Below are 24,623 nucleotides of genomic sequence, written 5' to 3' on the forward strand. Positions count from 1 at the left end.
TCTTGGCGATATCGGATCTGTACAGCCCGCTGACCTTTCCCCAAGCGCCGCTGAAATCGCCGATACCGTATTGAATACGGTCGCCAACATGGCCAACAAACAAGGCATACAGGTCGCTTTTGTTGTATTCCTTCAGAACGTAGAAGTTTGGCGTAACCAGAAAAGCCGGACCATGTCGTCCTGCGGGCATCATCAAGTACCCGTCACCACGCAGCTCATGGGCCGGAAAGGGTTTGCCCGAGACGCGACGTATCCCCATCTCAACCCAGTCCTGTATAGGTCGCCCCTGATCGGGGCCTTCTAAAGCACAAGAGACATTTTGGGGCACGAAAACCTCGAATCCCCAGTCCCGTGCAGTGACCCAACCGTGTTTCATGAGGTAGTTTCCGATTGAAGCAATCGTATCTTCGGGTGACCCCCAAATATCAGCCGCCCCGTCGCCGTTGCCGTCGACAGCATACGACAAGTAGTTGGACGGCATGAACTGAGGCTGACCCAAAGCGCCAGCCCAACTGCTTTTCATTTGCCGGGCAGGCTGATGCCCTGCTTCTGCGATTTGCAGAGCGGCAACAAGTTCGGCTGTGAAATAGTCTGCACGGGTGCTCATGAAAGCCTTGGTCGACAATACCCGGAAAGCATCATGCCGGATCGGAACCTGTCCGTATCCGCTCTCTCTTCCCCAGATCGCCAGAATAATGCGGGCAGGAACGCCGGTTTCGGCTTCGACCGCCGCCAGAGTTGCGGCATGGCGCCGTGCCATATTCCGTCCTGCCGATGTTGCGCCTTGTACCGACCCCGGATTGAAGTAGCGACCGGGTGAGCCAAACTCGGCCTGCTTCTGGACCTTGGGTGTTTTGCGCGCGCTTCCCGGTGGCACCAGATCCGGCAATTTCCAGTCAATGGTCACGCCGGAAAGGGCTGCTTGCATCGTCTTGTGTGTCACTCCTTTGGCCTTTGCCCGAGGCCAAATGGTTTCCTGCAACCACGACTGAAATTGACTTTCGATCGCCGCACGATCCTGTGCCAACGAGGGCTGAAAGAGCAGGATGAACCCGAAAGAGAATACCAGAATACGCATCGTCATTTTGTCTGTCCCGGTTGGGATTGCAAGTCAACGGGAAGATGCCGCAGTGGCTTGGGCCCATTTACCCGAAGTTGAATCGGGATTAACTTTGGCAATTAGCGGTTTGAAAAACTCTTGAGAAAATTCACGTACTTGTCGATATTCGAATGATATTTTGTTTGAGGAAAGGGCAGTCAGTTATGGCACTAGAAAAAACGCCCAATCCAATCCCCTTGCTTGCGATGGCGGTGATCCTGTTTGTGTCGATGTCGCAAATGGTTGCCGCCAGCGACAGTTTCATGGATCCGCAAGGACCCATTGCCGCCATCCAGAAAACGCATCTGCTGCGGGCGACCGCTTTGATCATGGTTGCTGTTATCCCTGTCCTGGTACTGGTGCCGTTGATCGCGTTCCGATATCGCCGCCGAAGGAACAGTCACGCAGCCTATCGACCGGATTGGGATTTTTCCGCGAAACTGGAATTCCTCATGTGGGGTGTGCCCGTTCTGATTGTGGCGCTCCTGTCGTTCTACCTTTGGAAGGCCACCCATCGGCTTGACCCGTACGCATCGGCGTTTGGCGAAGACCCGGCCTTGCGCGTGCAGGTTGTCGGGCTGGATTGGAAGTGGCTGTTCATCTATCCCGATCTTGGTATCGCCAGCGTGGGCGAGTTCGGCATTCCCACCAAAAGGCAAGTGGCCATGACGCTGACCACCGATACCGTCATGCAATCCTTCATGATTCCTGCGCTGGCCGGCCAGATTTACGCGATGCCGGGAATGACCACCCAACTGCATCTGGTCGCGGACGTCCCCGAGGTCATGCAAGGCGAGAACACGCAGTACAACGGGCGGGGTTTTACCAAACAGAAATTTCGCACCGTTGCCATGCCCAGTGATGAATTCGAAAGCTGGGCACAGAAAGTCCGCGAAAACGGTATCCGACTGGACCCGGAAACGTATCAGATGCTCGCGATGCGGACAGATAGGGATGAGATGCAGGCGGCGCTGGGCACCGACAAGATGCCAAGGGACGCGCTGTATTTCACGATGGAACAAGATTTGTTTCAAACGATCCTGCACCGCTATCACAGCGGCAAAGCGCTGCCGGTTGATCAACAGCCGGGAACGGCATCCTTCGGGCAGGAGGTGCAGCAATGACGCCGTCCTATTCAGGGTTCCTCGGCCGCCTCGACTGGGATGCGCTTCCGATCACAGGGTTGATCCAGAACCCGAACGCGAATGAGATCGTTGCCAACGCCGCTGCCGCAATCGTCTTGATTGGCGTTGTCGTCGTGGTCGGCCTGCTCAGCTGGTTTCGGTTGTGGACGCCCCTTTGGCGCGATTGGCTGACCAGTGTGGATCACAAGAAGATAGGGATCATGTATGTCGTCTTTGCCATCGTCATGCTGGCGCGCGGCGTGTTGGAAGGCGTTGTCATGCGCGCGCAGCAGGCCGCCGGCCCGGGCGACGGGTTCCTGGAAGCCGAACATTTCGCCGAGCTGTTCAGCACCCATGGCACGATCATGATTTTCTTTGTCGCGGTGCCCTTTGTCTTTGGCATCGCGAATTATGTCGTTCCGCTGATGATCGGGGCGCGCGATGTGGCGTTCCCACGCTTGAACCAGATCAGTCTGGGCCTGACGGTGTCCTCCGGCATGATGCTTATGGTTTCGCTGGTCGTAGGGCGGTTCTCGACCGGTGGCTGGACGGCCTACCCACCGTATACCGGGGCCGCCTTCAATCCGGGCGTTGGGCCGGACTACTGGATCTGGGCGATCGTTGTATCGGGTGTCGGCACGACGCTTACCGGTATCAATTTTGCCGTTACGATCTACAAGATGCGCGCGCCGGGCATGACCTTCATGCGGTTGCCGATGTATTGCTGGACCATCATATGCAGTTCGATCCTGATCGTCTTCGCCATGCCGCCGTTGGGCGTCGCGGCGCTTTTGCTGGCCGCAGACCGCTATTTGGACTTCCACTTTTTCACCAATGACCTCGGCGGCAACATGATGAACTACGCCAATCTGTTCTGGCTGTTCGGCCACCCCGAGGTTTACCTGCTGGTTCTGCCCGCTTACGGCATCTACTCCGAAGTTTTTGCGACTTTTTCGGCCAAGAGGCTCTACGGCTACAACTCGCTGGTCATAGCCACGATGTCGATCGCGGTTTTGTCGTTTACCGTCTGGCTGCACCACTTCTTCACCATGGGGCAGAGCGCCCTGATAAACGCCGTTTTTGGCATCGCAACCATGCTGATCGCCATTCCCACCGGTGTAAAAGTCTATGACTGGATGGCGACTTTGTGGCGGGGGCGCATCCGATTCTCGGTGCCGATGCTGTATGGATTGGCCTTTTTGATGTTGTTCGTGATTGGTGGCCTGAGCGGGGTGATCCTGGCCAATCCGACCGTGGATTATCAGGTGCACAATACGCTGTTCCTGGTGGCCCACTTCCACAACGTACTGTTGCCGGGTGTGCTGTTTGGACTGTTGGCCGCCTATAACTACTGGTTCCCCAAGGCATTCGGATTTCGCCTGAACGAATTCTGGGGCCGCGTGACAGTCGCCCTCTGGACCATAGGGTTTTTACTGACCTTCATGCCGCTTTATTTCGTCGGGCTGATGGGGATGCCGCGCCGTTCTTTCAGCTATGATGACCCATCTTTCCATCCCTTCATGATGGTGGCGATCGTCGGGGCGCTGGTGATTACCTGCGCGTTGCTCTCGGTTCTGATCCAACTTTGGGTCAGCATCCGCGACCGCGAAAAGACCCGCGTTCCCGTTGGAGATCCATGGGATGGGCGGACGTTGGAATGGTCTATCCCGTCGCCGCCGCCGCCGTACAACTTTGCGATCATCCCAACCGTTACGGACCGGGATGATTTTGCGGCAGCAAAGGAAAAGGGGGCGGCCTATCCAACGCCCGACGCCTATGAAGATATCGATTTGCCGCGCAATACGGGCATTGGTTTCGTCCTGTGTGTCATGAGTGGTATCTGGATGTTCGCGCTGGTCTGGTGGATCTGGTGGTTGGCTGCATTGATGACGGTTCTGATGATCCTGGCGGTGATCGTCTGGACGTTCGACGACAGTACCGAGCTGACCATACCTGCGGAGGAAGTGCGCAAGGATCACGAAGCCTGGCTTGCACTGGTTCACGGTGAAAAGGCGGTGGATCGCGATTTCGAGACATCTCCGGAAAATCGCGGCCTCGCACGCCCCGATCTGGAGGCGGTGACATGAAGCGCGCGCCCACCCACAGCTATCCAGGTATCAACCTGGGGGAACGTCACGCGAGTGCTCACAAGGCGACCGAGGTCGTCACCTTCGGGTTCTGGGTCTTTTTGATGAGCGACCTGGTCTATTTCGGCCTGATGTTCGCGATTTACATCACGATGATCGATGCACAGGCCGGTGGTCCCGGCCCGCACGAGCTGTTTGATCTCAAAAGCGTCTTTGCGCAGACGCTCATCCTGTTGACAAGCAGCCTGACGGTTGGCCTTGCCATGCTGGCGCTGAAATACAATCTGCCGCGCGCTCGCATTGTCTTGTGGTTTGGCGTCACGCTTTTTCTGGGCATCAGTTTTCTGGTGCTAGAGGTGCGTGATTTCATTGCCATGGCGGAACAAGGTGGCATTCCGCAGCGCAGCGGTTTCTTGTCGGCCTTCTTCGGACTTGTTCCGCTGCATGGCCTGCATGTCGCCGCGGGGTGCCTGTGGCTGATCGTTCTGGGTATTCAGCTGCGCGTGAAAGGGATGACGGACGTCATTATCTCGCGCGTGGTGCGGTTGGCCCTGTTCTGGCATTTTCTGGACCTGATCTGGATCGGGATCATCACCATCGTTTATTTCGGAGGTCTGACCTATGGATAAACGCTCGGAAATGCACCGTCGCGAGCGTCGGCGCTATGTGATCGGATACGGTGGTTCGCTGCTGTTGACTTTTGCGACCTTCGGCGTGGCCCATCTGTTTGGGATCGAAACCCCCGGTGTTTACCTGACAATTGGATTGTTGGGTCTGGCCCAACTCGTTCTGCAACTTGTTTATTTCCTGCACATCGACCGCCGGCGCAGCAGCCGCGAAGACCTGCATCTGGTTCTGTTTTCCACGATGGTTCTGTTGATCATGATTTTTGGAACGGTCTGGGTGCTGGGCAATCTGGCAATTCGAATGCACATGCATGTGATGTGATGCGCATGGGTCGTGTGCAGAAAGAGATACGAAAATGAAGCCACTTAAAATCGCAGCCGTGGCTTTGATACTTGCAGCAATTGCAGTCGGTCTTGTTCTGTTCTGGAGGCACGAAGAGCGGTACCCGTCCACTCAGGATGCATATCTGGGCGCGAACATCATTTACGTCGCTGCGCAGGTGACAGGGCAGGTGGATGATGTACATGTGATCGAAAACCAGCCCGTGAAAGATGGCGATCTGCTTTTCACGATCGACGACACTCAATTCAAGGCTTCGGTGGATGCAGCCAAAGCCAATCTGGACAGTGCGATACAACAGGCCAAATCCTATTCCACACAGATTGCCGCGGCTGAGGCTTCCGTGGACAGCGCCCAATCGGCCTACGATACCGCATTGAAGAGTTTGGAACGTGCGAAGGCATTGTTTGCATCAGGCGATGTCGCACAGGCATCGCTTGATCAGACGGCATCGGAATTCGCGCAAGCCTCTGCAAGGTTGACGACCAGCCAGTCCAGCCTTTTGGCACTGAAAAGCGGGTTGCAGGCGAAACAGGATGATATCCTGTCTGCGCGGGCACAGCTTGAAATTGCGCAAACGAACCTTGCCTGGACCAAGATCCATGCCGCGGCCGACGGATGGATCGCCAATCTGACCCTTCGCCCCGGATCCTCGGTGTCCGCCAACGCCCCGCAATTCTCGATTGTCGAATCGTCCGATTGGTGGGTGGACGCGAACTTCAAAGAGACCGCATTGGCGCGCATTCGTCCGGGGCAGCCGGTCACGATACGTGTCGATATGCTCCCTGGAACGACGCTCACAGGTAAGGTGGCGTCAATCGGGCGAGGGTCCGGGGACACGTTTTCCTTGTTGCCCTCGGAAAACGCGAGCGGGAACTGGGTCAAGGTCACCCGGCGATTTCCGGTTCGGATCGCGCTTGACCCGACCGATGCGCCCTTGCGTGTCGGAGGCAGCAGCAAAGTTGTCGTAGATACAACAGGTCCGGTGGACGGCAAATGACCCCTGCGGCGTCCGGCCATGTGAACATGGTGATCGTGATCGCCGTCGTTCTCAGCGCCATACTGGAAGTTCTGGACAGTACGATCGTCAATGTGGCGTTGCCGCATATCCAGGCCGCATTCGGGGCGACGACCGATCAGGCGACATGGATTTTGACCAGCTATATCGTTTCCGCGGTGGTCATCATGCCGTTGACAGGGTTCGTCGCCCGACGCGTGGGCCGACGACGGTTGATCCTGACGGCGGTGACTGGTTTTGCCGTCATGTCGATGATGTGCGGCATGTCCTGGAGCCTTGAGGTCATCGTTGCCTTTCGGCTGGCTCAGGGCATGTTCGGCGCTTTCCTGATCCCCTTGTCCCAGTCCATTCTGTTCGATGCCTTCCCGCGGGAAAAGCGCGGACAGGCAATGGCCATCTTCGGTCTGGGCGTCGTGGTGGCTCCGGTTCTGGGGCCAACGGTCGGTGCAATCCTGACCGAGTATTTTTCCTGGCGGATGGTCTTTTTTGTAAATCTTCCCGTGGCGGCCCTTGCACTGCTTCTGCTGGCCGGAGAATTGCCGGAAGACAAAACCGAGGACGTTCAGATCGATTGGAAAGGCCTTGCTCTGCTGGCTCTTGGAATCGGGTGCCTTCAATTCGTTCTGGACCAAGGCGAGACACTGGACTGGATGTCGTCCCGCGTCATTCAGGTGGCTGTGATCGCAGCAATTCTCGGGGCTTTTGGTTTCATTTTTCACGCGTTGACCTCTCGCAATTCGGTTGTGGACCTGCGCTTGTTCGCAGATCGAAACTTTGCCCTGTGTAATCTGATCATCGCGGGTTTTGCCGTGTCTCTGTTCGGAGGTATTGCGATTTTGCCGACGCTTGTTCAAAGCCTGCTGGATTTCCCAGTCATCGCGTCGGGCCATCTGTTCATTCCGCGTGGACTGACCGCAGGGCTGTCCATGGTTCTGACCGGCGCAGTTCTGGTAAACCGCTTTGATCCGCGCCTGCTGGCGGGCATCGGTCTGTTGCTGACAGCGATCGGGAATTTCATGATGGGTGCCATCAACCTCAATGCCGGTTTTTGGGAGCTCGCATGGCCGGGGGCCATCAGCGGCCTCGGGATGGGTCTTGTGTTCGTGCCCATGTCGATACTGGCTTTCGAGAGCATCAGTAAAGGCCGGCAGGACGAAGCCTCTGGTCTGTTCAACGTGACAAGGCAATTGGGATCGTCGGTTGGCATCTCGCTGGTCGGCACCTGGGTTGTACGTGGGTTGCAGACCAATACGGCGGTGCTGAGCCAGAACGTGACGCCTTACAACCCTGCGGCCCAGGCGTATCTGAGCCCGCTTGGCCTCGCGCCAGACAGCGCCGAAGGTGCTGCCATTCTGGGCCAGGAAATCATGAAGCAGGCCGAGATGATTTCCTATTTGACCGTATTCAACAATCTGGGTCTGCTTGCCTTGGCCACAATTCCATTACTTTTCTTTTGTCGCGCTCCGAAGCTTGGGTCACATGTTGCCGCTCATGTGCATTAGCGCGTCAAGGTTAGCCCAAGCCACAGGGCGAACCAGCACAGCGCCAGGCTGATCAGGATATTGCCAGCTGCCAGAACCAGAGTCCGCTCGCGCCGAAGTTCAAGAGATTGATAGGCAAAGCTGGAAAACGTCGTAAACCCGCCGCAGAATCCAAAGACCAGCCGTCTTTGATCCTCGGGGATGTCGACAGGGCCGCCCAAATAGCCGATCCAGATCCCCAGTAGCAGGCTGCCCAACACATTTACGATCAACGTTGAAAACGGCAAGTCATGCCGCACTTTCAAAGCCAGCCAATGACGTAGGACCGCCCCCAGGCCTCCGCCCAGTCCGAACATCGCATGAAGATAAAGGTCATTCATGACGGTGACCTCTCGGAATGAAAATGGTTGCCCAGCTTCTCTCCGACCAGTGCAGCGCCGATTCCGACAACAATTTCCAACCCGACAGCAAGGGGGACGGCCCACAGATCACTTTCGGCAATACGTTCCAGATCAGCTACAAAAGATGAAAAGGTGGACAACCCACCACAAAATCCGACCGCGCCCAGATGCAGCACATGCGCGTGCACCTTGTGGCGTATTGAATACAGCCACCCCAAGACGAAACAGGCCGCCACGTTGATGCCGAAGGTCGACGTGAGGAAACTGAGGCCGGGGATTTCCAGCGCGAATATTTCGCGCAACACCGATCCCAGCGCCCCTCCGGCAAAGACGGCGAGAAACATAAGGCTCTTTCGGTCGCGCCGGGGTTGGGAATGGGTCTTTGTCAAGTGTATGCCTGTCGTCCTCTGGTATGCGTGGCATATCCACTGGCGACACCCTGTTCAACTGTTGAGCCGCTGTAACGCGTTTTCACGTTTTTGTCTTTGAGCGGTTAAATTCCCGCGAAAGCTTGCAATTAAAAATCAATCTGTTTCACGTTGAGTGCTGTTGGAACGCGCAACTACCGGTCTGAAACACGAGGAGACAGGAACATGATTGTACGCAGGATTTACTATTTTCTGAGCTATGTCTGCCTGCCGCTCGTGTTGCTGTTGGGGTTCTTCTGGCCACCCGTACATTGGCTTTTGGTCATCTTGGTGCCTTACGCGGTCATCGGCCTCTATGATGTTTTGACTACCAAGCATAATGTGCTGAACAACTATCCGGTGCTGGGGCATTTTCGGTACATGCTTGAATTCGTCAGCCCGGAAATTCGACAGTATTTCGTTGAAACCAACGAAAGCGGCCGACCTTACAACCGGATCGTACGCGGGCTGGTTTATTCTCGCGCCAAGGGCCAGATGGATACGCAGGCCTTCGGAACACAATACGACATAAACGAGGTTGGATATCACCGCGCAAATCATTCGCTTGCGCCCAAGCACGTGGACAAAAGCGAAGATCGCGTCATGTTGGGCGGGCCACAATGCACCAAGCCATACAGCGCCTCGCGTCTCAATGTTTCGGCCATGAGCTTCGGCGCGCTGAGCGCCAACGCCATCCGCGCGCTCAACGGCGGGGCAAAGGATGGAGGTTTCGCCCACAATACCGGTGAAGGCGGGTTGTCTCCTCACCATCTGGCCGAAGGCGGTGATATCATCTGGCAGATTGGGACGGGTTATTTTGGTTGTCGAACGCCGGAAGGCGGGTTTGACAAGGACAAGTTCGCCGAAAAGGCCACAAAGGATGTGGTCAAGGCAATCGAGATCAAATTGTCCCAAGGTGCCAAGCCTGCGCATGGGGGCGTTCTGCCCGCTGCCAAGGTCGATGCCGAAATTGCCGAAATCCGCGGGGTGCCCGAGCACCAGGATGTGATATCCCCCCCAACTCACAGTGCCTTTGACGGGCCGTCGGGGTTGATGCACTTCGTTCAAGATCTGCGCGAAATGTCAGGCGGAAAACCCGTCGGCTTCAAATTGTGTATTGGCAAACCTTCCGAGTTCATGTCGATCTGCAAGGCCATGCTCGAGACAGGGATTTTGCCGGACTTCATCACCATTGATGGATCAGAAGGGGGTACAGGCGCGGCCCCGGTCGAGTTCACCAACCGTCTGGGCATGCCCCTGAACGAGGCGCTGATTTTCGTAAACAATTGCCTTCGTGGCGTTGGGCTGCGCGACAAGATCCGGATCATTTGTGCGGGCAAAGTGGCGACCGGATACGACATGGTCGAGAAATTTGCGCTTGGTGCGGATATGTGCAACGCGGCACGGGCGATGATGTTTGCGGTGGGCTGCATTCAGGCGTTGCATTGCAACACCAACCGTTGCCCGTCCGGGGTCGCCACCCAGGATCCCGTTCGCGGGCGCGCGGTGAACATCCCGCAAAAGCGGCGGCGCGTTCACCGGTATCACGACGCAACGCTGGAAAGTTTCCGCGAACTCTTGGGTGCGATGGGAAAGGAAAAAGTGTCCGAGCTGCATCCACGCGACATTTTGCGGCGCACGGCGGACGAGCATGAGCGCACCTATGGCGAGCTTTACACCTATCTGGAGGATGGTGCGCTGCTGGCAGGTGTTGTGCCCGAGGAATTCGCGGCGGATTGGGAACGCGCTTCGGCATCTCGTTTCTGAGACCCGATCCGTTACAAACAACCGTTTACCCAGAACAGGTGTGGGCGAACTGCGACCGCGTTCACCGTTTTGACATGTGGCTTAACTCAACTGGGGTTCGATCTGGGATTGTTGGCCACATGCGTGCTGATCCTGCGAATGCTCCATTCAACGGCATCCCGCATCGCGCGCCCCAAGGCCAAATCAAACGCTTTGATCAGATCTGATGTCTGGTCGCTTGCGGCAACGACATTTTCCTGAAACGAATTCGAAGCGATGATCTTGTCGTCGTATTCATCGATGACCTTGATGTTCATCCGCACTTCGATACGGATTTTATCTCCGTTCTCGGGGTCCGCGACAACAATGCCCTGAAACTCGCGCAGGTCCGGTGCGATCACGTAATCAGCGCGCAGACCAACCGTTGACCGGCCAACGGCAGCGACTTTGCCAGAATTCTCAAAGCTCTCGATCAACAGCGTCTGAACGATCAGGGGTGCGCGATCCACCCAACGTGCCCGCGGCAAATACTGAACCTGTAACGGGGTGGGCTGAATGGCGATCTGATCCGTGTTCACAGCCGCGGTTGCTGTTGGTTCTTCAACGACGATCTGTTTCTGTATTCGCGGCAGCGCCGACGAAAACGTGCTTTTGGGTGTCAACAGATACAAATCGTTGGGTTTCGCGGCTTGTTTCAAAGTGCCCAACCCGGCACATCCACCGACCAATGCAAACGTCAGAATTGCAATTGCAGGCTTGATCATTGACGGAACTCCGATGCTTGGGTGCCCAGCAGAAACCGAGCAGGATCACGTTCGACCTTGTCCACCAGACGGTCGAGGCTGATTACCAGGCGTTGGGATTCTTCGACAAAGCGGATAAATTGCGGCAGACCCACACGCAGGAAGTCTGACACCTGCCGGCGGTTGGTCTGAACGATGCCGTCAATTGTTCCCAGCAGCTCTGACGCAGAGTTCGAAGCGCTCAGCACATCGTCTGAAATCTGATCGATCTTACCGGTGATGTTCGAGACTGTTTCGGTGACCTGGTTGGCCGCCTTCCGGATATCTTCCGCAACGGGCGCTACGTCTTCTTCCATGACGCGATTGGCTGATTCAAAGGCCGTTTCCGCCGAAGACAGCGCGCCCTTGGCCGAGTCCATTGCAGATGTGATCGATCCAAGTGTCGTGTTGGCGTTCAACACGGTCTCGTTCACGATCCCCAGCGTGACGCTGCCTTCGTCCGACAAGAGGGTCAACCGTTCGGCCAGTTGCGATCCGCGCTCGATGAAAGGTCGCACGTCCTGCTGCAAGATGCGGTCTGCCGTTTCGATCGTCATTTTCGCTTCGTCCAGCGCGGCCCTGGCTGACTCGGACGCGGACTTGACCGAATTGAGCGTGTCCGTGCCGGTCTTGAGGGTCGTATCCGCCGTTTCGATCAGCGGATCCAGACGTTTTGAAAATTCACCAATATCCTTGGCTGCACTGCCTATGTCGCTGGCCACGGATTCAAAGCTTGTCAATGTTTTGTCCAGCCGGCCAGTCGCAGAGGCAAGGTTGTCCAGAATGCTGCTCACGGCTTGCCGGTTCTTGTCGTCAACGACCTTGTTCAGGCTTTCCAGAAGTGTAACGGCCTCGTCCAACACTTTTGGTGCGCCTTCAAACAATGACTGGATGGTGCTGCGCTTGCTTTTGATCACGCTGTCCTGCGGCAATCTTTCGGCAGTCGGCGACCCGCCGGTAAGTTCAACGTAACCGACGCCGGTAACACCCAGCGATTGAAGCTGGGCGATCGTTTCTTCGGTGATCGGAATATCTGCATCCACTTCTATACGCACGCGAACCTTGGACGGATCGTCCTCGTCCAGGTTCAGAGAGATCACCTGCCCAACAGGAAGGCCGTTGAAATTCACCCCGCCCGCCGCCGAAAGCCCCGAGACGTTATCGAACAATACATCGTAATAAGCGTATTGCCGGGTCACTTCGAATTTCGCCAACCACAGGAAAAAGCCGAATACGCCCAACAGCCCCGCAAGGGTGAACGCGCCGATCAGGATGTAATTTGCTCTGGTTTCCATCGCCTTTACCTGTCCTGACCCTTCTGTTGCGCCGCGCGGGCGCGGGGGCCTGTGAAATATTCCTGCACCCAAGGATGATCCACTTTGGTCATATCCTCAATCGGACCTTCAACCAGCACGCGTTTTTCTGCAAGCACTGCAATTCGATCACAAATGGCGTAAAGGCTGTCCAGATCATGTGTGACCATGAAAACAGTCAACCCAAGTGCTCGCTGCAACTCGCCGATCAGTTCATCATATGCAGCCGCGCCAATCGGGTCCAATCCGGCGGTCGGTTCATCCAGAAAAACGATTTCGGGATCAAGCGCCAGTGCCCGTGCCAGCGCCGCGCGTTTTCGCATGCCGCCTGACAGCTCCGATGGAAATTTGCCGCAACTCAGCTGGGGCAGACCCACAAGGCTGATCTTCAACGCACCCAGCGATTCCATCAGTTTTTCACTGATGCCCGTATGTTCTCGCAGTGGGGCCATCACGTTTTGCAATACGGTCAGCGATGAAAACAGCGCACCGTCCTGAAACGCCACGCCCCAGTGGCGTTCGATCCTGCGGCGTTCTTCCTCGGGGCCGTTCAAAACATCTACTCCCAACACTTCTATACTGCCCGCAGCAGGTTTGTTCAGACCCACAATTGTACGAAGCAAGACGGATTTTCCGGTTCCGGACCCGCCGACAATGCCCAGAACCTCACCGCGCCAGACATCAAGGTTCAGATCGTCATGAACCACCTGCGTTCCGAATTGGTTCCTGAGACCGCGAACGCGGATCACGGCGCCACGCTGCGCGGCGTTCTGTTCCGTTTCGTGTTGCGTGCCATCGTTCATGTCAGATTCCGATTTCGGAAAAGAAAATCGAAAACAATGCGTCGATTGCAATCACCATGAAAATGGATTGCACAACCGAGGCGGTTGTACGCTGCCCGACGCTCTGGGCCGACCCTTTGACCTGCAAGGCCTGCCAGCATGCGATGACCCCGATGACCAGCGCAAAGAACGGCGCCTTGATCAACCCAACCCCAAGTTGCCAGACATCGGTGTTTTCTTTCAAACGGGTGACAAACATGCCCGGGCTTACGCCCAGATCGATCCAGCTCATCAGCGCGCCGCCGAACAGGCCGGCAACATCTGCGACAAAGCCAAGAATGGGCAGCATGATCAGCAACGCCAGGACACGTGGAATGACAAGAACCTCGATAGGGTCAAGGCCCAGCGTCCGCATGGCGTCGATCTCTTCCTGTACTTTCATCGAACCGATCGAGGCCGTGAATGCCGAGCCCGAGCGGCCGGCGACAATAATCGCGGTCAGCAAAATTCCCAGCTCTCGCAGAATTGAGATTGAAATCAGTTCGACCACAAAGATCTCGGCCCCGAACTGTTTCAGTTGTGTCGCACCCTGAAAGGCCAGCACGACACCGATCAGAAAACCCATCAGGGCCACGATGGGAAGGGCTTTGACCCCGGTTTCCTCCATATGTGTGACAAGGGCCGCTTTGCGCAGGCGCCACGGCATGACCAGGGTCCGAAACAAGCGGTGCAGGGTGAGGCCCAGAAATTCGAGGATCGACAGGGTATCCTTCCAGGCCCCGAATGTGCCCTGACCCACATGAGCGACCCAGTCCAGAAAACCGCGAGGCTCCTCAAGCTTGCCGGGTTTGTCCGGGATGCTGCGTGTCACCGTGTCTATCAGTGTCGCATGTGCGGGTTTCACACCTTGAAACTCCAGCGTGGCACCGTTTGACGTGAACCTCCGGCCAAGGTCCGCAACCAGCCAGGCTCCGCCCGTATCCAGTGCTTCTATGCCAGACAGATCAAAAATGACCTTGCCCCCGCAAGGTTGGACCGCAGCAAAATCACGCTCCACGGTTTGCAGGGATTGTGTGAGCAACTCACCAGAAATGCGCACTTGATTGCCGCTGGCGTCGCGCTCTGATGTGATCGTTGGCTGCGTCATGGTGCCATGTGAAGTAAAACATTCAATGCCTGCAATGACTTTGTGCCCTTTGACCCGGTTTTTGCCGCAAAGGATGGCCTTGGCGTCACGCCGGACCATGAGTTGGAGCAAGCGTAACTGTAAACAGGGGCGTCACTTTTCTCGGCTCAAGTCAGGCCGGAAAAGAAAACGCAGGGCTGTTCGACTAATCGGTTGCGCAAAAAACGGAAGCGGGACACATTCCGCTGCGGAACCCTGGGTGCGGAATTCGGAGAAGTCGGTATGCATCACGCCAAAAACGTTCTGTTCATCATCATCGATCAATTGAGGGCAGATTGCCTGAACGGCGCTCTGGCCGAGCACGTGAAACTACCGAACCTGCGGGCTTTCATGGACGAGGCGGTGAGTTTTACGCGCCACTTCTCTGTCACTAACCCGTGTGGGCCATCCCGAGCATCGATTTTGACCGGCCAATACGCGATGAACCATCGTTCCGTGCGAAATGGTACTCCGCTGCGTCATGACACTCCGAACATCGCCACAGAAATGCGAAAGGCGGGTTATATGCCGATGCTGTTCGGGTACACCGATACGTCTGCCGATCCCCGAGTCCATGATCCCAACGACCCCGTGCTCAAATCTTACGAGCAATCGATGAACGGGTTCCTTGAAGTTGTCGAAATGCGCCTGGAAGAGTCATACCCCTGGCGATCATATTTGATGAAAAATGGCTATACGTTCGATACATATTGGGATGTCTACAAGCCTGTCTCACCGAATGGTCAAACGCCCAAGCTGAACGACCCGGCCATGTATCGGGCAGAACACAGCGACACAGCCTTTCTGACCGATGCGTTTCTGGGCGGGATTGCACCACATCAAGGCGAGGGATGGTTTGCTCATCTGACTTACATCCGTCCGCATCCACCATTGGTTGCGCCTGCCCCGTATAACGACATGTACGATCCGGCGGGAATCCCTCTGCCGAAATGCCTGGCGAGCGAAGCCGCTGAAAAGGCGCTGCATCCGTTTTTCGGGCCAAAGCTGGACGCCTATACGGCAGAAAAGTTTGTTCATGGTTTTGCTGATGTTGAGCCAACGGATGAAAATATTCGCACTTTGCGTGCCGTTTATCTGGGGTTGGCGACCGAGGTCGATCACCATATCGGGCGCGTTGTTCGGTATCTCAAAGACAGCGGGCAATACGACGATACCATGCTGGTTATTACGGCTGATCATGGCGAAATGCTGGGCGACAGGTACAGCTGGGGCAAAATGACTGTGTACGACGCGGCCTATCACACACCGTTGATGATACGCTTGCCAGGGAACGAGGCCATGGCCGGCGCGAAAGTGACTGTTCCTACCGAGTCAATTGATGTCACGCCGACTATCCTTGATTGGATTGGGCAGACTGTTCCAAATGCAATGGATGGCAGGTCTTTGTTGCCCTTGTTGCACGGCGAGGTTCCCGATGACTGGCGCAGCTATTCCTTCAGCGAGCTGGATTTCTCGGAACCCGAAGAACCGACTCTCTGGCAACAGCGATTGGGAACGGGCAACAGTGAGTCATGTCTGGGAATATTGCGCGACGAACGATTCACGTTGATCGAATTTGCAGCTGATCTGCCGCCGATCCTGTTTGATCACCAGGGACAGGGAGAATTCGAAAATCTTGCGGAAAACCCCGCGTTCGCGGCTGATCTTGCCCGGTTGGGCAGACAGATGCTGCGCCATCGGATGCGAAACATGGATCATACCTTGTCGTTGCACTCCATCACTTCCGAAGGCGCGAAGTCCCGTTCCAGATATTAGGATCACTGCACGCTTTCGCGCTCTTTTCAGTCGGATCAGGCATATTGCATGAGACGTTTTGTCGTTCATCAATTCCACTACCGACGCATCAATTCTGATGGTACCCATGGGGTGTGGAGAAGACGAACCTGGACATCACCGAACAGCGCATAAAGGCGATGACGACTGCCGGACTGAATCTCATCGGTCAGGCGCTTTCGATCTATGACAGCAACCTGAAACTGGTGCTCAGCAATCGTCGGTTCAAGGAAATGTTCGACCTGCCGGACAAGCTGGTCGAACGCGGAGCCTTGTTTCGGGATACCATCCATTTTCTCGCCAGCCGTGGCGAATACGGTGACGAAGAAAGTGTGGAAGAAATGGTGAACCTGCGCGTCGAGCAGGCTTTGGCTTTCGAGCCTCATTACATGGAGCGCGTGAGGCCCAACGGGCAGGTTATCTCGATAGAAGGCGCGCCGCTGCCGCAGGGCGGATGGGTTGCGGTCTACACTGACATTACCGGTACCCGGCGTGCAGAAAACCTGCTGCGGGCGCGATCGGAAGAATTGTCGGAACAATTGCTCGGCCACGCCGAAGAACTGTCTGCAACAAACCGAAAGCTTGCGGCCACGATCACGGCATTGGAGGAGGCCAAACGCGAGCTGACCGAGATCGAAGCCCGCACACGCATGATGACGGAAATGATGCCGGCTCATATCGCGCATTTGGACAGTACTGGTCGATATGACTACTCCAACCGCCGGTTGAGTGCGGTCCTGCCCGGACGTCCGTCGGAAATTCTGGGGCTTCACATATCTGAAGCGCTTGGTGCCGCTGCGTTTCGGCGGGTCAAAGCGCATCTGGCAAAAGCATATGACGGAGAAACCTCCGTTTTCGAGTTCAACGAGGATCAGGATGCCCGCCGTATCCGCGTTTCATTCACGCCGGATGACGCCGGAGGCGTCTATGTAATGTCGGTTGATATCACCGAAGAAACGCAGGCGCGCGTCGTTTTGCAGCAAACGCGTCGCCGGGCTATGGCCGCCCAGATGACCAGTGGATTGGCTCATGACTTCTCCAACTTGCTGACGATCATCCTAGGGATGCAGTCCAAACTGAACAAAATGGACCTGTCGGATGAAGCACATGAGCTGGTTGCCGCGACACAGCAAACGGCGCGTCGGGGTGGGCAATTGCTGAACCGGATTGCGGACATGACCGGGAACCGAACGCCACATCCTCAGGCCACGGACATGAAGGCGCTGCTGGAAGACCTGAGAATATTGGCCTCACCTTCCTTGCCGCGCGGCGTCGGTTTGTCGGTGGTCAACACTTTGCCGGACAGGGCTTTGATGCTGGACCCGGGAATGGTGCAGGATGCGTTGCTGAACCTGGTGCTGAATGCGCGGGATGCCTGCGGCAGTTCGGGCCAAATTACAATCAGCGCGCATACCATCGGAGAAATTTGGGTTGAAATCACCGTATCAGACACTGGCCCGGGCTTTACACCAGAGGCGCTGGAAAAGGCGCTGAACCCGTTCTTTACCACCAAGGGAAGCGACGGGTCGGGGCTTGGTCTGCCCATGGTGTATGACACTGTGAAGCTGGCCGGAGGCGATTTGAACCTCAAGAACACGGTATCAGGCGCGTCCGTTGTTTTGCGGTTGCCCTATCGGCCAGCTCCGCCCGTGCAAGACGGTTTGGTGCTTCTGGTTGAAGACAGCGAAGATCTGCGGGGTCAGTTTCGGGATATGCTGGTAGAGCTGGGCTTCGCCGTCATCGAGGCCAATTCGGTAGATGAGGCGCTGGCGTTGATAAACAGCGTTGAAGACATTTCTCTTGTCCTGTCCGATATTCGTCTCGAAGGAAGTGGTACCGGTCTGGACATTTTGCGAAAGGTGAAGCCGGGATTGCCATGTATCCTTATGACATCGCTGCCCAGTTCGGACCCGTTGTACCAGCGCGCCCTTGCGTTGGCCCCGGTGTTGCGTAAACCGTTTTCGCAGGCTCAATTGTCCGCCCTGATCCAAACCGAGGCCGCCTGATGACGCAACCGCTGGTTACCATCCTCGATGACGAACCCGAAATCAGACGCATCCTGACGGACGCTCTGGAGGATGCCGGTTTCCGTACGCAGAGTTTTTCCCGCGCGCGAGAGTTCGAGGCTGCGCTCAATCGTGTGACGCCCGATGTCTGTCTGGTCGACCTGTCTTTGCCGGACACTGATGGGCTGGCGTTAGTTCACCGTCTGGCGCTGGAACAAGGCGCGGCCGTGATCATCATTTCGGGGCGCGCGCAGGTGCAGGACCGTGTTACGGGGCTGGAACTTGGGGCAGACGACTATATTACAAAGCCGTTTGATCCCGCGGAAGTGGTGGCGCGGATCAGGGCAAGATTAAGAACACCCCGCGCTCAGACTTCACATTCGGATACGGCGGAATTCAACGGCTGGACCGCACATTTTGACCGATACGTGCTTGAAAGTGAATCAGGTGACGAAACGCCGTTCAGCCATGCAGAGGGGGAAGTCCTGCGTCTGTTTCTGGAAAGTCCCAAACGGCTGATCAGCAGGGGGCAAATGCAGGAGTCCCTGGGCGGTGCAGCCGGAGACAGTTTTGACAGGGCGATGGACGTTCGGATTTCCAGGTTGCGCACCAAGCTGGGAGAGGACCCCAAGAACCCGCGGTTGATCAAGACGATCTATGGGGCGGGGTATATATTCTTGGGTGATGTTGGTTGGAAGTAGACGCTGATCCAACCGGCCGAGACTTGGTAAGATGAGTTGTTTTCCATGTCTGTTTGACCACTTCGAGCATTCCATGCTGAAGCTGCTGACACCGTGATATCCCTGTTGGAACTGGCTCGTCTGTCCCCAATTGCCTCATCGCTCATTCGCGCAATGCCTGATCCTTTATCTTCACAACCGGTTGCAGAATATAATCCAGCACTGTTTTGCGACCCGACAGAATGTCCACTTCGGCAATCATTCCAGGTATGATTTCGACTGCTATGCCATTCCCATCAAGCATGGTGCTTTTGGTTCGAATCTCGACCACAAAGACCTCTTCGTCATTCCGCTCAGATCGAGTGACCGTGTCTGCACCGATGCGGATGATTTCCCCATCCAGCGCTCCGTATCGTGCGAAATCATAAGCCGTGATTTTGACCTTCACAGGCTGACCAGCGTGCAGAAACGCAATGTCCTCAGGTTTTACATAGGCTTCAACCAGCAATGTGTCGTCCAGCGGTACGATTTCAACAAGGTCCTCTCCACTGCGGGCAAGACCGCCGATGGTTGAGCGATGGATCCGGTTTACAACGCCGCGTACCGGAGACCGAACCTGCGCTCTTGAGGCCCGGTCGCGCAAAGCGGGCAGGGCGGGTTGCAAGGCAGCCAACTCGGCAGTGGCAAGCGCCAGGTCCGTCAGCGCGGCGCTGCGAAACCGGCTTCGCACCGCTTGAATCCGATCGTCGATTTCGTCCAAGCCCGTTTGTAACCTGTTGGTTACAGCTTCTGCCCGCACCTTGCGACCGCGCCATTCGGCTTCACTCCGCCGCAACGCAAGCAATGTTGTTGCTGGCTCCATTTGACTCTCGACCAGCGGCGCCATGATAGCCCTCTCTTCGGCCAGGACCAGCAGGGTTTCCTCTGCCGTCACTTGATCGACCAGGCCTTCCTCAAACTCGCGCTGTTTTTGCTGACGCTGACGCTCCAGGATAGCGATTTCTGCCTCCAATTCAGCCCGCCGCCCTTGGTACAGTGCAGTTTCAGATTGCACGACGGCAGGCGCACCGTTGATCAGTTGAACATCGAAATCCAGTTGTGTCCCATCAATTTCGGACCGAAGGCGTTGGATGCGCGCCATCAGCCCGAACGCGCGTTGCTGTTCCTGACTGAGCTGACTGTCAATTTGGGTTGTTTCAAGCTCCATCAACAGTGAACCTTTTTCGACCAGCTGACCTTCGCGCACGTGCAATGACTGCAATACGCCGGGCTCGGTGGCTTCGATCAGCTGGATGTCGCCGGAGGGCACGATCCGGCCGTCCACGCGCGTGACATCGTCCAGCTCAGTCAGATGCGCCCACAATACGGCGGCGATCAGGCAGAGCAGAATCACCAAAAGCAGCAAGGAACTCCGAACAGGCGAGCGTCCCTGCATCTCTCGTGCCAGGGTGGCCAGATCAGGATGCTGCGACATTCAGGTGCCTCCCTGTCTGACGAACATGTTGCGTCAGCATGCTTTTGGGGCCATCCGCCGCGATTTTCCCGTGTTCAAGGATGATGACTCTGTCAACAAGCTCCAACAGGCTGGTTCTGTGTGTAATGACAACCATGGTGGACTCTGCCGTGCATTCCTTCAGACGTTGGATAACCTGGGCTTCGGTTTTGACATCCATCGCGCTTGTTGGTTCATCCAGCAGGAGAACCGGTGGACGGCCTATGAGTGCCCTTGCCAGAGCAATGGCTTGCCGCTGTCCGCCAGAGAGGCCTTCGCCGCGTTCCGCGAGTTGAAGATCGTAACCGCCGGGATGGTTGGCCACGAAATCCTCAACCCCGGCGGCGCGGCCCGCTTCGATCAGCTCGTGATCTTTTGGCCGGATTGAGCCGCTTGCGATATTGTCCCGGACTGATCCGGAAAAGAGCCATATGTCCTGCAGGACGGATCCGATATTGCGGCGCAGATCGCCAGGATCGATCTGGCGGATATCAAGACCGTCGAACGTAACAGTTCCAACACGCGGCGCGTACAATCCCAGCATCAGACGTGCGATGGTGCTTTTACCGCAGCCAATCTGACCCAGGATCGCCACTTTTTCACCCGGATTGATCGTGAATGAAACGCCTTGCAGGGTATCTTCCCCTTGGTCAGGGTAGGAAAAATACACGTTGTTGAAAGTGATCGCTCCTTTGAAATGCGGCCGGTTCACCCATGTTCGGCCTTGTGGGCGTTCGCTTTCCGCCATCATCAGCGCGTTGAGGTTTCGGTATGCGCTTCGGGCTTGGTTAAGCCTTGTCAACGTCTGAGCCAGCTGACCCAAAGGTGCCAGTGCCCGCCCTGTCAGCATCACTGACGCAACCAAAGCGCCCATGCTGGTCTGACCGTCTGTGATCAGAAAAACACCATAAAATACGATCAACACCTGTGCAGCTTGTTGCGTAAAACCGGTCAAGTTGAGAGCAAATTGTGTAACGGCCCGGCTCTGAGCGCTGTGCGAGGATTGCCGTTCTATTGCCTGCTCCCATCGGGAACGCATTTGCCGACCGGCAGCCGTCGTCTTTATGGTTTCAAGGCCCGAGACAGCTTCTACGAGGACCGATTGCTTGGATTGCCCGTCGGACAGGCTCTTTTCTGCCATGCGGGACAGAAGCGGCTGTACGGCCAAACCTGTCAGCAAAACCACAGGCACGGCCAAAGCCGGGACCAATGCCAGTTGTTCGCCGACCAGGTAAATCACAAACACGAACAACCCGATGAACGGCAGATCCACGACGGCAACAAGCGTTGCGGACGTGAAGAACTCGCGCAGGGTCTCGAACTCACGGATGGTACTGGTCATGGCGCCGGTGGAACCCGCGCGTGACTTCATCTGGATGTTCAGAACGTGGTCGAAAATTCGCCGCCCCATGAGCAAGTCGGCTTTTTGCCCGGCCTTGTCGATGAACGCTGCGCGCAGCAATTTCAGCGCGAGGTCAAATAGAAGCGCCAAGGCCACGCCCGCCGTCAAGGCAATAAGCGATTCGGTTGCCTCATTGGGCAACACGCGATCATAGACAACCATGATGAAAACTGAGGTCGACAAGCCAAGAAGGTTTGCCAGTGCCGCAGCAAGAGCAACCTGTATGTAAGTCCATCGATTGGCGGACAGCGCCGCGCGAAACCAATGACCTCGGTAAGCCTTGTTACCGGTGTCCAATTCATCTGTATGATTTCGCCGAAACAAGACCGCAAAACCGGTGTAGGACTTGGCCAGCTGTTCTTCTGAAACTTCGCCGATTCCTTCACCAAGTTCCGGGTCATAGATCAGAAAGGAACCGTTTTTTGCGCGGCCATGGTACACAACAGCCTTGTCTTCGGTCATCAGCAACAAGGCCGGAGCCAATGCTTCGTCAAAACTCGCGATGCGCCGCTCGCCATAGCCCGCCTGTAGACCTGTGTTTTCCGCCACCGAGAGGATGTCACGAACAGTCAGATCCCCGTCTGAACCGGTCTGCGACGCCTGGATCGTTGCAAGGGTCAGAGGGCGTTCAAGCGTCGCGGCGATATTCAGAAGGCAGGCTTCGTAGCATGTCAAACGAGCGCGGTCCTGCATTGATTTCAACGTGCTCATTTCACCTCGTTCCAATTGCCAAGCGAAATTCCGAGCAGGTCCAGAATGTCTCCGGTAAGGCTCAGTGCCGCGTAGTTGGTCAGAAAATAACTCTGTTCGGCCAGAATCAGGCGTTCTTGCGCATTTACGTAGTCGCGTTGAGCGTCCAGGATTTCGATCAGGCTGCGGCGCCCGATCGAGAACTGTGCGCGGGATGCAGCAACACTGTCGGCATTGGCACTTGCCGCAATCCGGGCCGCGCGCAGCCGTTCCGCGCCTGCTTTTTGATCGGATCGAATAAAGCCCAGTTCCCGCATGATTTCGCGAACCAATTGCTCTCGCGCGAATTCCGCTTCTTTCACCTTTGCTTCTGCGGCGGCGATGGCGGCGCGGCGTTGGCCGGTGCTGTCCAGTTCGTAGTTGAAAGAAAGATCCACGCCAAAATTTGCATCCCGAGTGTCATCCTGGTTGGCAAATGCGGCGACCCGAACGTTCGGTTTGCGCCGCGCCTGAGCGGCCGACCATTCGGCTTTGGCTGCCAGCAAGCCAGCGTCCGCCCTGCGGATCTGAGGGCTGTTCATCACGATCTGGGCATCACTTCTATTCAGCGGTGGGGCTGGTACAGGAGGGGGCAATGAGCCTGGGAAAGTTCCGAACACTTCTCGAAACCGCGCTTCGGCCCGATCAGCTCGTGCTCGTGCGTCAGCCAGTCTTGTACGTGCATCCGCCATTCTGGACTGTGCGGTCAGAACATCTGCATTTGAACCGGCCCCACCCGCTGTGCGGTGCGAAATCTGACGCACCAGTTCTTCATGGACCGAGACATTGTCGGCCGCGATACGGAGTAACTTTCTTTGATCAAGGACAAGCACATAGGTCTCGATGGCGGCCAGCGCCGTGGCCGATGCCGTCTGAATTTGATCGCCCCGTGATTCCAGAACACGTGCCCGGGCTGCCGTCAGATCCCCCGAGGCAGCCCCACCGTCATAAACCAATTGGGAAATTCTCAGATAGGGTGAAACATCTGCAATATCCGATTCGACCCGTTCGGACCGTGCATTTATTCCTAAAGAGATCTGCGGAAGAAAGGCGCCTTCGGCCGCATCTTGATTGGCTGATGCGATATCCATCCTGGTATTACTTTGCGCCAATGTCGGGCTTGTCTCCACTGCCTGACGCACGCGTTGCCCGAATGCACTATTGCCGAGCTTTGCCGATGGCTTTGCTGCCCCGGCACCGGTAGTCCCGGGTGCAAAGGATACTGCCGCTGAAGTCAAATCAGCGGGGGACGTGCAGGCGGATAACGGTATTGCAAGCAGAGCGAACGCAACCCAGGACAGCACTGCTTTACAGGAACGCATGGTGACCCTCCTGCCTGCAACGGTCCATGGCTTCTTCTTTCTGTTGCGCCGCAACCAACGCGTCCAAGAACCCAGAAACTCCGGTGGTCTGTTGTGTCAGAGAACCATCAGCTACCCGATGTGCGCGGGCATGAGCATGTGTCAGCCAGATGCCATGGGTCAGCGAAATCTGATGAGCGTGAATCAGTCGCAAACCCCCATTCGATGTAAGCAGTGACAAGTGCGCGCGGGGAATTTTCTCCAGGGCGTTCTGCGTGACGCCAAAATGCCCGCACGGGAACTCAACCCCCTGAAAAGAGGTAAGCGGACCAAACAATCCCATGTCAGCAAGAACACGACACAGATGAGTTGTGTATTTCATCGACTCTTTCAGGGCGCGAAAGAAGGCTGCGACTTTTTTCAGTTCCGGCGCAAATTGCCCAGATTTGTCGAAGAATGTTTCGTCCTCCGGATTGTCAGTGATAAGCCCCGCCGTTTCGTCGACAAGCAATTCGTCACTGCCGTCACCATCCGATTCAATCAGTCGTGGCCGGAACGGAGCACAGCGCAAGACGCATGGGACATAAGTCGCCAGCCATTTGCCATGTGCTGATACAAATGGCGTAGGCTGGTCTGGTTGCATGGACAAAACAGCCGCTGGGTAAAAGCCGTGTTCAGATTTCCGAAAAGTGATTGGAAATGTGGCGGCGGCCTGAAGAATTTCTGCTTCGACCACGGGGCAATCTGCCATAGTCCGTGCGAAATCGAACGAGGTGAACCGCCTCCAGAACCGATGACCATGTCGTCCAAGACTGACCGGAGTTAAGCCATTCTGTGCCATAACCGCC

At 56.2% G+C, this 24,623-nt stretch carries 21 protein-coding genes; 10 read left to right on the forward strand and 11 right to left on the reverse strand.

Annotated elements, in window-relative coordinates; translation table 11 throughout:
• On the reverse strand, positions 1–1,078 hold a 1,078-nt coding region (locus AC2FNN_RS06230; RefSeq protein ID WP_496757403.1), incomplete at its 3' end, for a lytic murein transglycosylase.
• A gap of 185 nt (positions 1,079–1,263) precedes the next feature.
• Between AC2FNN_RS06230 and AC2FNN_RS06235 the strand changes: the two genes are divergently transcribed.
• The 6 genes from AC2FNN_RS06235 to AC2FNN_RS06260 are packed head-to-tail and all read left to right on the forward strand — an operon-like array spanning position 1,264 to position 7,796.
• A complete protein-coding gene (locus AC2FNN_RS06235; RefSeq protein ID WP_496757338.1) occupies positions 1,264–2,223 on the forward strand; it encodes a cytochrome ubiquinol oxidase subunit II family protein in 960 nt (319 codons plus the stop codon).
• A complete protein-coding gene (locus tag AC2FNN_RS06240; protein ID WP_496757340.1) occupies positions 2,220–4,310 on the forward strand; it encodes a cbb3-type cytochrome c oxidase subunit I in 2,091 nt (696 codons plus the stop codon). Before AC2FNN_RS06235 ends, AC2FNN_RS06240 begins: the two co-directional genes overlap by 4 nt.
• Positions 4,307–4,939 (forward strand): cytochrome c oxidase subunit 3, encoded by a 633-nt coding sequence (locus AC2FNN_RS06245; RefSeq protein WP_171233243.1) that lies wholly within the window; start codon positions 4,307–4,309, stop codon positions 4,937–4,939. Before AC2FNN_RS06240 ends, AC2FNN_RS06245 begins: the two co-directional genes overlap by 4 nt.
• The gene (locus AC2FNN_RS06250) at positions 4,932–5,258 is read left to right on the forward strand and encodes a cytochrome o ubiquinol oxidase subunit IV (protein ID WP_224856200.1); all 327 of its coding nucleotides are present in this window, start codon (positions 4,932–4,934) and stop codon (positions 5,256–5,258) included. Before AC2FNN_RS06245 ends, AC2FNN_RS06250 begins: the two co-directional genes overlap by 8 nt.
• Before the next feature lie 34 nt (positions 5,259–5,292).
• Positions 5,293–6,276, forward strand: coding sequence for an HlyD family secretion protein (locus AC2FNN_RS06255; protein WP_496757341.1), 984 nt, complete (start codon positions 5,293–5,295; stop codon positions 6,274–6,276).
• Positions 6,273–7,796 carry a DHA2 family efflux MFS transporter permease subunit gene (locus AC2FNN_RS06260; protein WP_496757342.1) on the forward strand — a complete coding sequence of 508 codons (1,524 nt, stop codon included), beginning with the start codon at positions 6,273–6,275 and terminating at the stop codon, positions 7,794–7,796. The genes AC2FNN_RS06255 and AC2FNN_RS06260 overlap by 4 nt, the downstream gene beginning before the upstream one ends.
• Here the strand turns inward: AC2FNN_RS06260 and crcB are convergent.
• A complete protein-coding gene (gene crcB, locus AC2FNN_RS06265; RefSeq protein WP_152460498.1) occupies positions 7,793–8,155 on the reverse strand; it encodes a fluoride efflux transporter CrcB in 363 nt (120 codons plus the stop codon). The genes AC2FNN_RS06260 and crcB overlap by 4 nt on opposite strands.
• Complete coding sequence (locus tag AC2FNN_RS06270) at positions 8,152–8,520, reverse strand: fluoride efflux transporter FluC (protein ID WP_496757344.1); 369 nt, start codon at positions 8,518–8,520, stop codon at positions 8,152–8,154. Before AC2FNN_RS06270 ends, crcB begins: the two co-directional genes overlap by 4 nt.
• 249 nt (positions 8,521–8,769) lie before the next feature.
• On the opposite strand from AC2FNN_RS06270, the gene AC2FNN_RS06275 reads away from it, so the two are divergent.
• Positions 8,770–10,350 carry an FMN-binding glutamate synthase family protein gene (locus tag AC2FNN_RS06275; RefSeq protein WP_496757345.1) on the forward strand — a complete coding sequence of 527 codons (1,581 nt, stop codon included), beginning with the start codon at positions 8,770–8,772 and terminating at the stop codon, positions 10,348–10,350.
• 86 nt (positions 10,351–10,436) lie between these two features.
• On the opposite strand, the gene AC2FNN_RS06280 is transcribed toward AC2FNN_RS06275, so the two are convergent.
• Genes AC2FNN_RS06280 through AC2FNN_RS06295 form a run of 4 tightly spaced genes read right to left on the reverse strand, consistent with a single transcriptional unit; the run spans position 10,437 to position 14,353 of the window.
• Positions 10,437–11,093 carry an ABC-type transport auxiliary lipoprotein family protein gene (locus AC2FNN_RS06280; RefSeq protein WP_496757346.1) on the reverse strand — a complete coding sequence of 219 codons (657 nt, stop codon included), beginning with the start codon at positions 11,091–11,093 and terminating at the stop codon, positions 10,437–10,439.
• Positions 11,090–12,406 (reverse strand): MlaD family protein, encoded by a 1,317-nt coding sequence (locus tag AC2FNN_RS06285; protein WP_496757347.1) that lies wholly within the window; start codon positions 12,404–12,406, stop codon positions 11,090–11,092. The genes AC2FNN_RS06280 and AC2FNN_RS06285 overlap by 4 nt, the downstream gene beginning before the upstream one ends.
• 5 nt (positions 12,407–12,411) lie before the next feature.
• Complete coding sequence (locus tag AC2FNN_RS06290) at positions 12,412–13,227, reverse strand: ABC transporter ATP-binding protein (RefSeq protein WP_496757349.1); 816 nt, start codon at positions 13,225–13,227, stop codon at positions 12,412–12,414.
• Between the two features lies 1 nt (position 13,228).
• Positions 13,229–14,353 carry an ABC transporter permease gene (locus AC2FNN_RS06295; RefSeq protein ID WP_496757350.1) on the reverse strand — a complete coding sequence of 375 codons (1,125 nt, stop codon included), beginning with the start codon at positions 14,351–14,353 and terminating at the stop codon, positions 13,229–13,231.
• Between the two features lie 261 nt (positions 14,354–14,614).
• Here AC2FNN_RS06295 and AC2FNN_RS06300 point away from each other — a divergent pair, with 261 nt between their 5' ends.
• The 3 genes from AC2FNN_RS06300 (at position 14,615) to AC2FNN_RS06310 (ending at position 18,872) form a co-directional block, all read left to right on the forward strand.
• A complete protein-coding gene (locus tag AC2FNN_RS06300; RefSeq protein WP_496757352.1) occupies positions 14,615–16,147 on the forward strand; it encodes an alkaline phosphatase family protein in 1,533 nt (510 codons plus the stop codon).
• 158 nt (positions 16,148–16,305) lie between these two features.
• Positions 16,306–18,171, forward strand: a complete 1,866-nt coding sequence (locus AC2FNN_RS06305; protein WP_496757405.1) for a PAS-domain containing protein — start codon at positions 16,306–16,308, stop codon at positions 18,169–18,171.
• On the forward strand, positions 18,171–18,872 hold the full coding sequence (locus tag AC2FNN_RS06310; RefSeq protein ID WP_496757353.1) for a response regulator transcription factor: 702 nt from the start codon (positions 18,171–18,173) through the stop codon (positions 18,870–18,872). Before AC2FNN_RS06305 ends, AC2FNN_RS06310 begins: the two co-directional genes overlap by 1 nt.
• Before the next feature lie 142 nt (positions 18,873–19,014).
• On the opposite strand, the gene AC2FNN_RS06315 is transcribed toward AC2FNN_RS06310, so the two are convergent.
• The 4 genes from AC2FNN_RS06315 to AC2FNN_RS06330 are packed head-to-tail and all read right to left on the reverse strand — an operon-like array spanning position 19,015 to position 24,616.
• Positions 19,015–20,325, reverse strand: a complete 1,311-nt coding sequence (locus AC2FNN_RS06315) for an HlyD family type I secretion periplasmic adaptor subunit (RefSeq protein WP_496757355.1) — start codon at positions 20,323–20,325, stop codon at positions 19,015–19,017.
• Positions 20,309–22,456 (reverse strand): type I secretion system permease/ATPase, encoded by a 2,148-nt coding sequence (locus tag AC2FNN_RS06320; protein WP_496757357.1) that lies wholly within the window; start codon positions 22,454–22,456, stop codon positions 20,309–20,311. The genes AC2FNN_RS06315 and AC2FNN_RS06320 overlap by 17 nt, the downstream gene beginning before the upstream one ends.
• Complete coding sequence (locus AC2FNN_RS06325; RefSeq protein ID WP_496757359.1) at positions 22,453–23,796, reverse strand: TolC family protein; 1,344 nt, start codon at positions 23,794–23,796, stop codon at positions 22,453–22,455. Before AC2FNN_RS06325 ends, AC2FNN_RS06320 begins: the two co-directional genes overlap by 4 nt.
• Positions 23,783–24,616 carry a SapC family protein gene (locus tag AC2FNN_RS06330; RefSeq protein WP_496757360.1) on the reverse strand — a complete coding sequence of 278 codons (834 nt, stop codon included), beginning with the start codon at positions 24,614–24,616 and terminating at the stop codon, positions 23,783–23,785. Before AC2FNN_RS06330 ends, AC2FNN_RS06325 begins: the two co-directional genes overlap by 14 nt.
• Positions 24,617–24,623: the final 7 nt, after the last annotated feature.

The sequence above is a fragment of the Ruegeria sp. BHSA118 genome (assembly GCF_059613405.1).

Excerpts from the sequence above, each read along its gene's own strand:
- AC2FNN_RS06235 (WP_496757338.1), top strand. The coding sequence starts at position 1,264 with ATGGCACTAGAAAAAACGCCCAATCCAATCCCCTTGCTTGCGATGGCG.
- AC2FNN_RS06240 (WP_496757340.1), top strand. The coding sequence starts at position 2,220 with ATGACGCCGTCCTATTCAGGGTTCCTCGGCCGCCTCGACTGGGATGCG.
- AC2FNN_RS06245 (WP_171233243.1), top strand. The coding sequence starts at position 4,307 with ATGAAGCGCGCGCCCACCCACAGCTATCCAGGTATCAACCTGGGGGAA.
- AC2FNN_RS06250 (WP_224856200.1), top strand. The coding sequence starts at position 4,932 with ATGGATAAACGCTCGGAAATGCACCGTCGCGAGCGTCGGCGCTATGTG.
- AC2FNN_RS06255 (WP_496757341.1), top strand. The coding sequence starts at position 5,293 with ATGAAGCCACTTAAAATCGCAGCCGTGGCTTTGATACTTGCAGCAATT.
- AC2FNN_RS06260 (WP_496757342.1), top strand. The coding sequence starts at position 6,273 with ATGACCCCTGCGGCGTCCGGCCATGTGAACATGGTGATCGTGATCGCC.
- crcB (WP_152460498.1), bottom strand. The coding sequence starts at position 8,155 with ATGAATGACCTTTATCTTCATGCGATGTTCGGACTGGGCGGAGGCCTG.
- AC2FNN_RS06270 (WP_496757344.1), bottom strand. The coding sequence starts at position 8,520 with ATGTTTCTCGCCGTCTTTGCCGGAGGGGCGCTGGGATCGGTGTTGCGC.
- AC2FNN_RS06275 (WP_496757345.1), top strand. The coding sequence starts at position 8,770 with ATGATTGTACGCAGGATTTACTATTTTCTGAGCTATGTCTGCCTGCCG.
- AC2FNN_RS06280 (WP_496757346.1), bottom strand. The coding sequence starts at position 11,093 with ATGATCAAGCCTGCAATTGCAATTCTGACGTTTGCATTGGTCGGTGGA.
- AC2FNN_RS06285 (WP_496757347.1), bottom strand. The coding sequence starts at position 12,406 with ATGGAAACCAGAGCAAATTACATCCTGATCGGCGCGTTCACCCTTGCG.
- AC2FNN_RS06290 (WP_496757349.1), bottom strand. The coding sequence starts at position 13,227 with ATGAACGATGGCACGCAACACGAAACGGAACAGAACGCCGCGCAGCGT.
- AC2FNN_RS06295 (WP_496757350.1), bottom strand. The coding sequence starts at position 14,353 with ATGACGCAGCCAACGATCACATCAGAGCGCGACGCCAGCGGCAATCAA.
- AC2FNN_RS06300 (WP_496757352.1), top strand. The coding sequence starts at position 14,615 with ATGCATCACGCCAAAAACGTTCTGTTCATCATCATCGATCAATTGAGG.
- AC2FNN_RS06305 (WP_496757405.1), top strand. The coding sequence starts at position 16,306 with ATGACGACTGCCGGACTGAATCTCATCGGTCAGGCGCTTTCGATCTAT.
- AC2FNN_RS06310 (WP_496757353.1), top strand. The coding sequence starts at position 18,171 with ATGACGCAACCGCTGGTTACCATCCTCGATGACGAACCCGAAATCAGA.
- AC2FNN_RS06315 (WP_496757355.1), bottom strand. The coding sequence starts at position 20,325 with ATGTCGCAGCATCCTGATCTGGCCACCCTGGCACGAGAGATGCAGGGA.
- AC2FNN_RS06320 (WP_496757357.1), bottom strand. The coding sequence starts at position 22,456 with ATGAGCACGTTGAAATCAATGCAGGACCGCGCTCGTTTGACATGCTAC.
- AC2FNN_RS06325 (WP_496757359.1), bottom strand. The coding sequence starts at position 23,796 with ATGCGTTCCTGTAAAGCAGTGCTGTCCTGGGTTGCGTTCGCTCTGCTT.
- AC2FNN_RS06330 (WP_496757360.1), bottom strand. The coding sequence starts at position 24,616 with ATGGCACAGAATGGCTTAACTCCGGTCAGTCTTGGACGACATGGTCAT.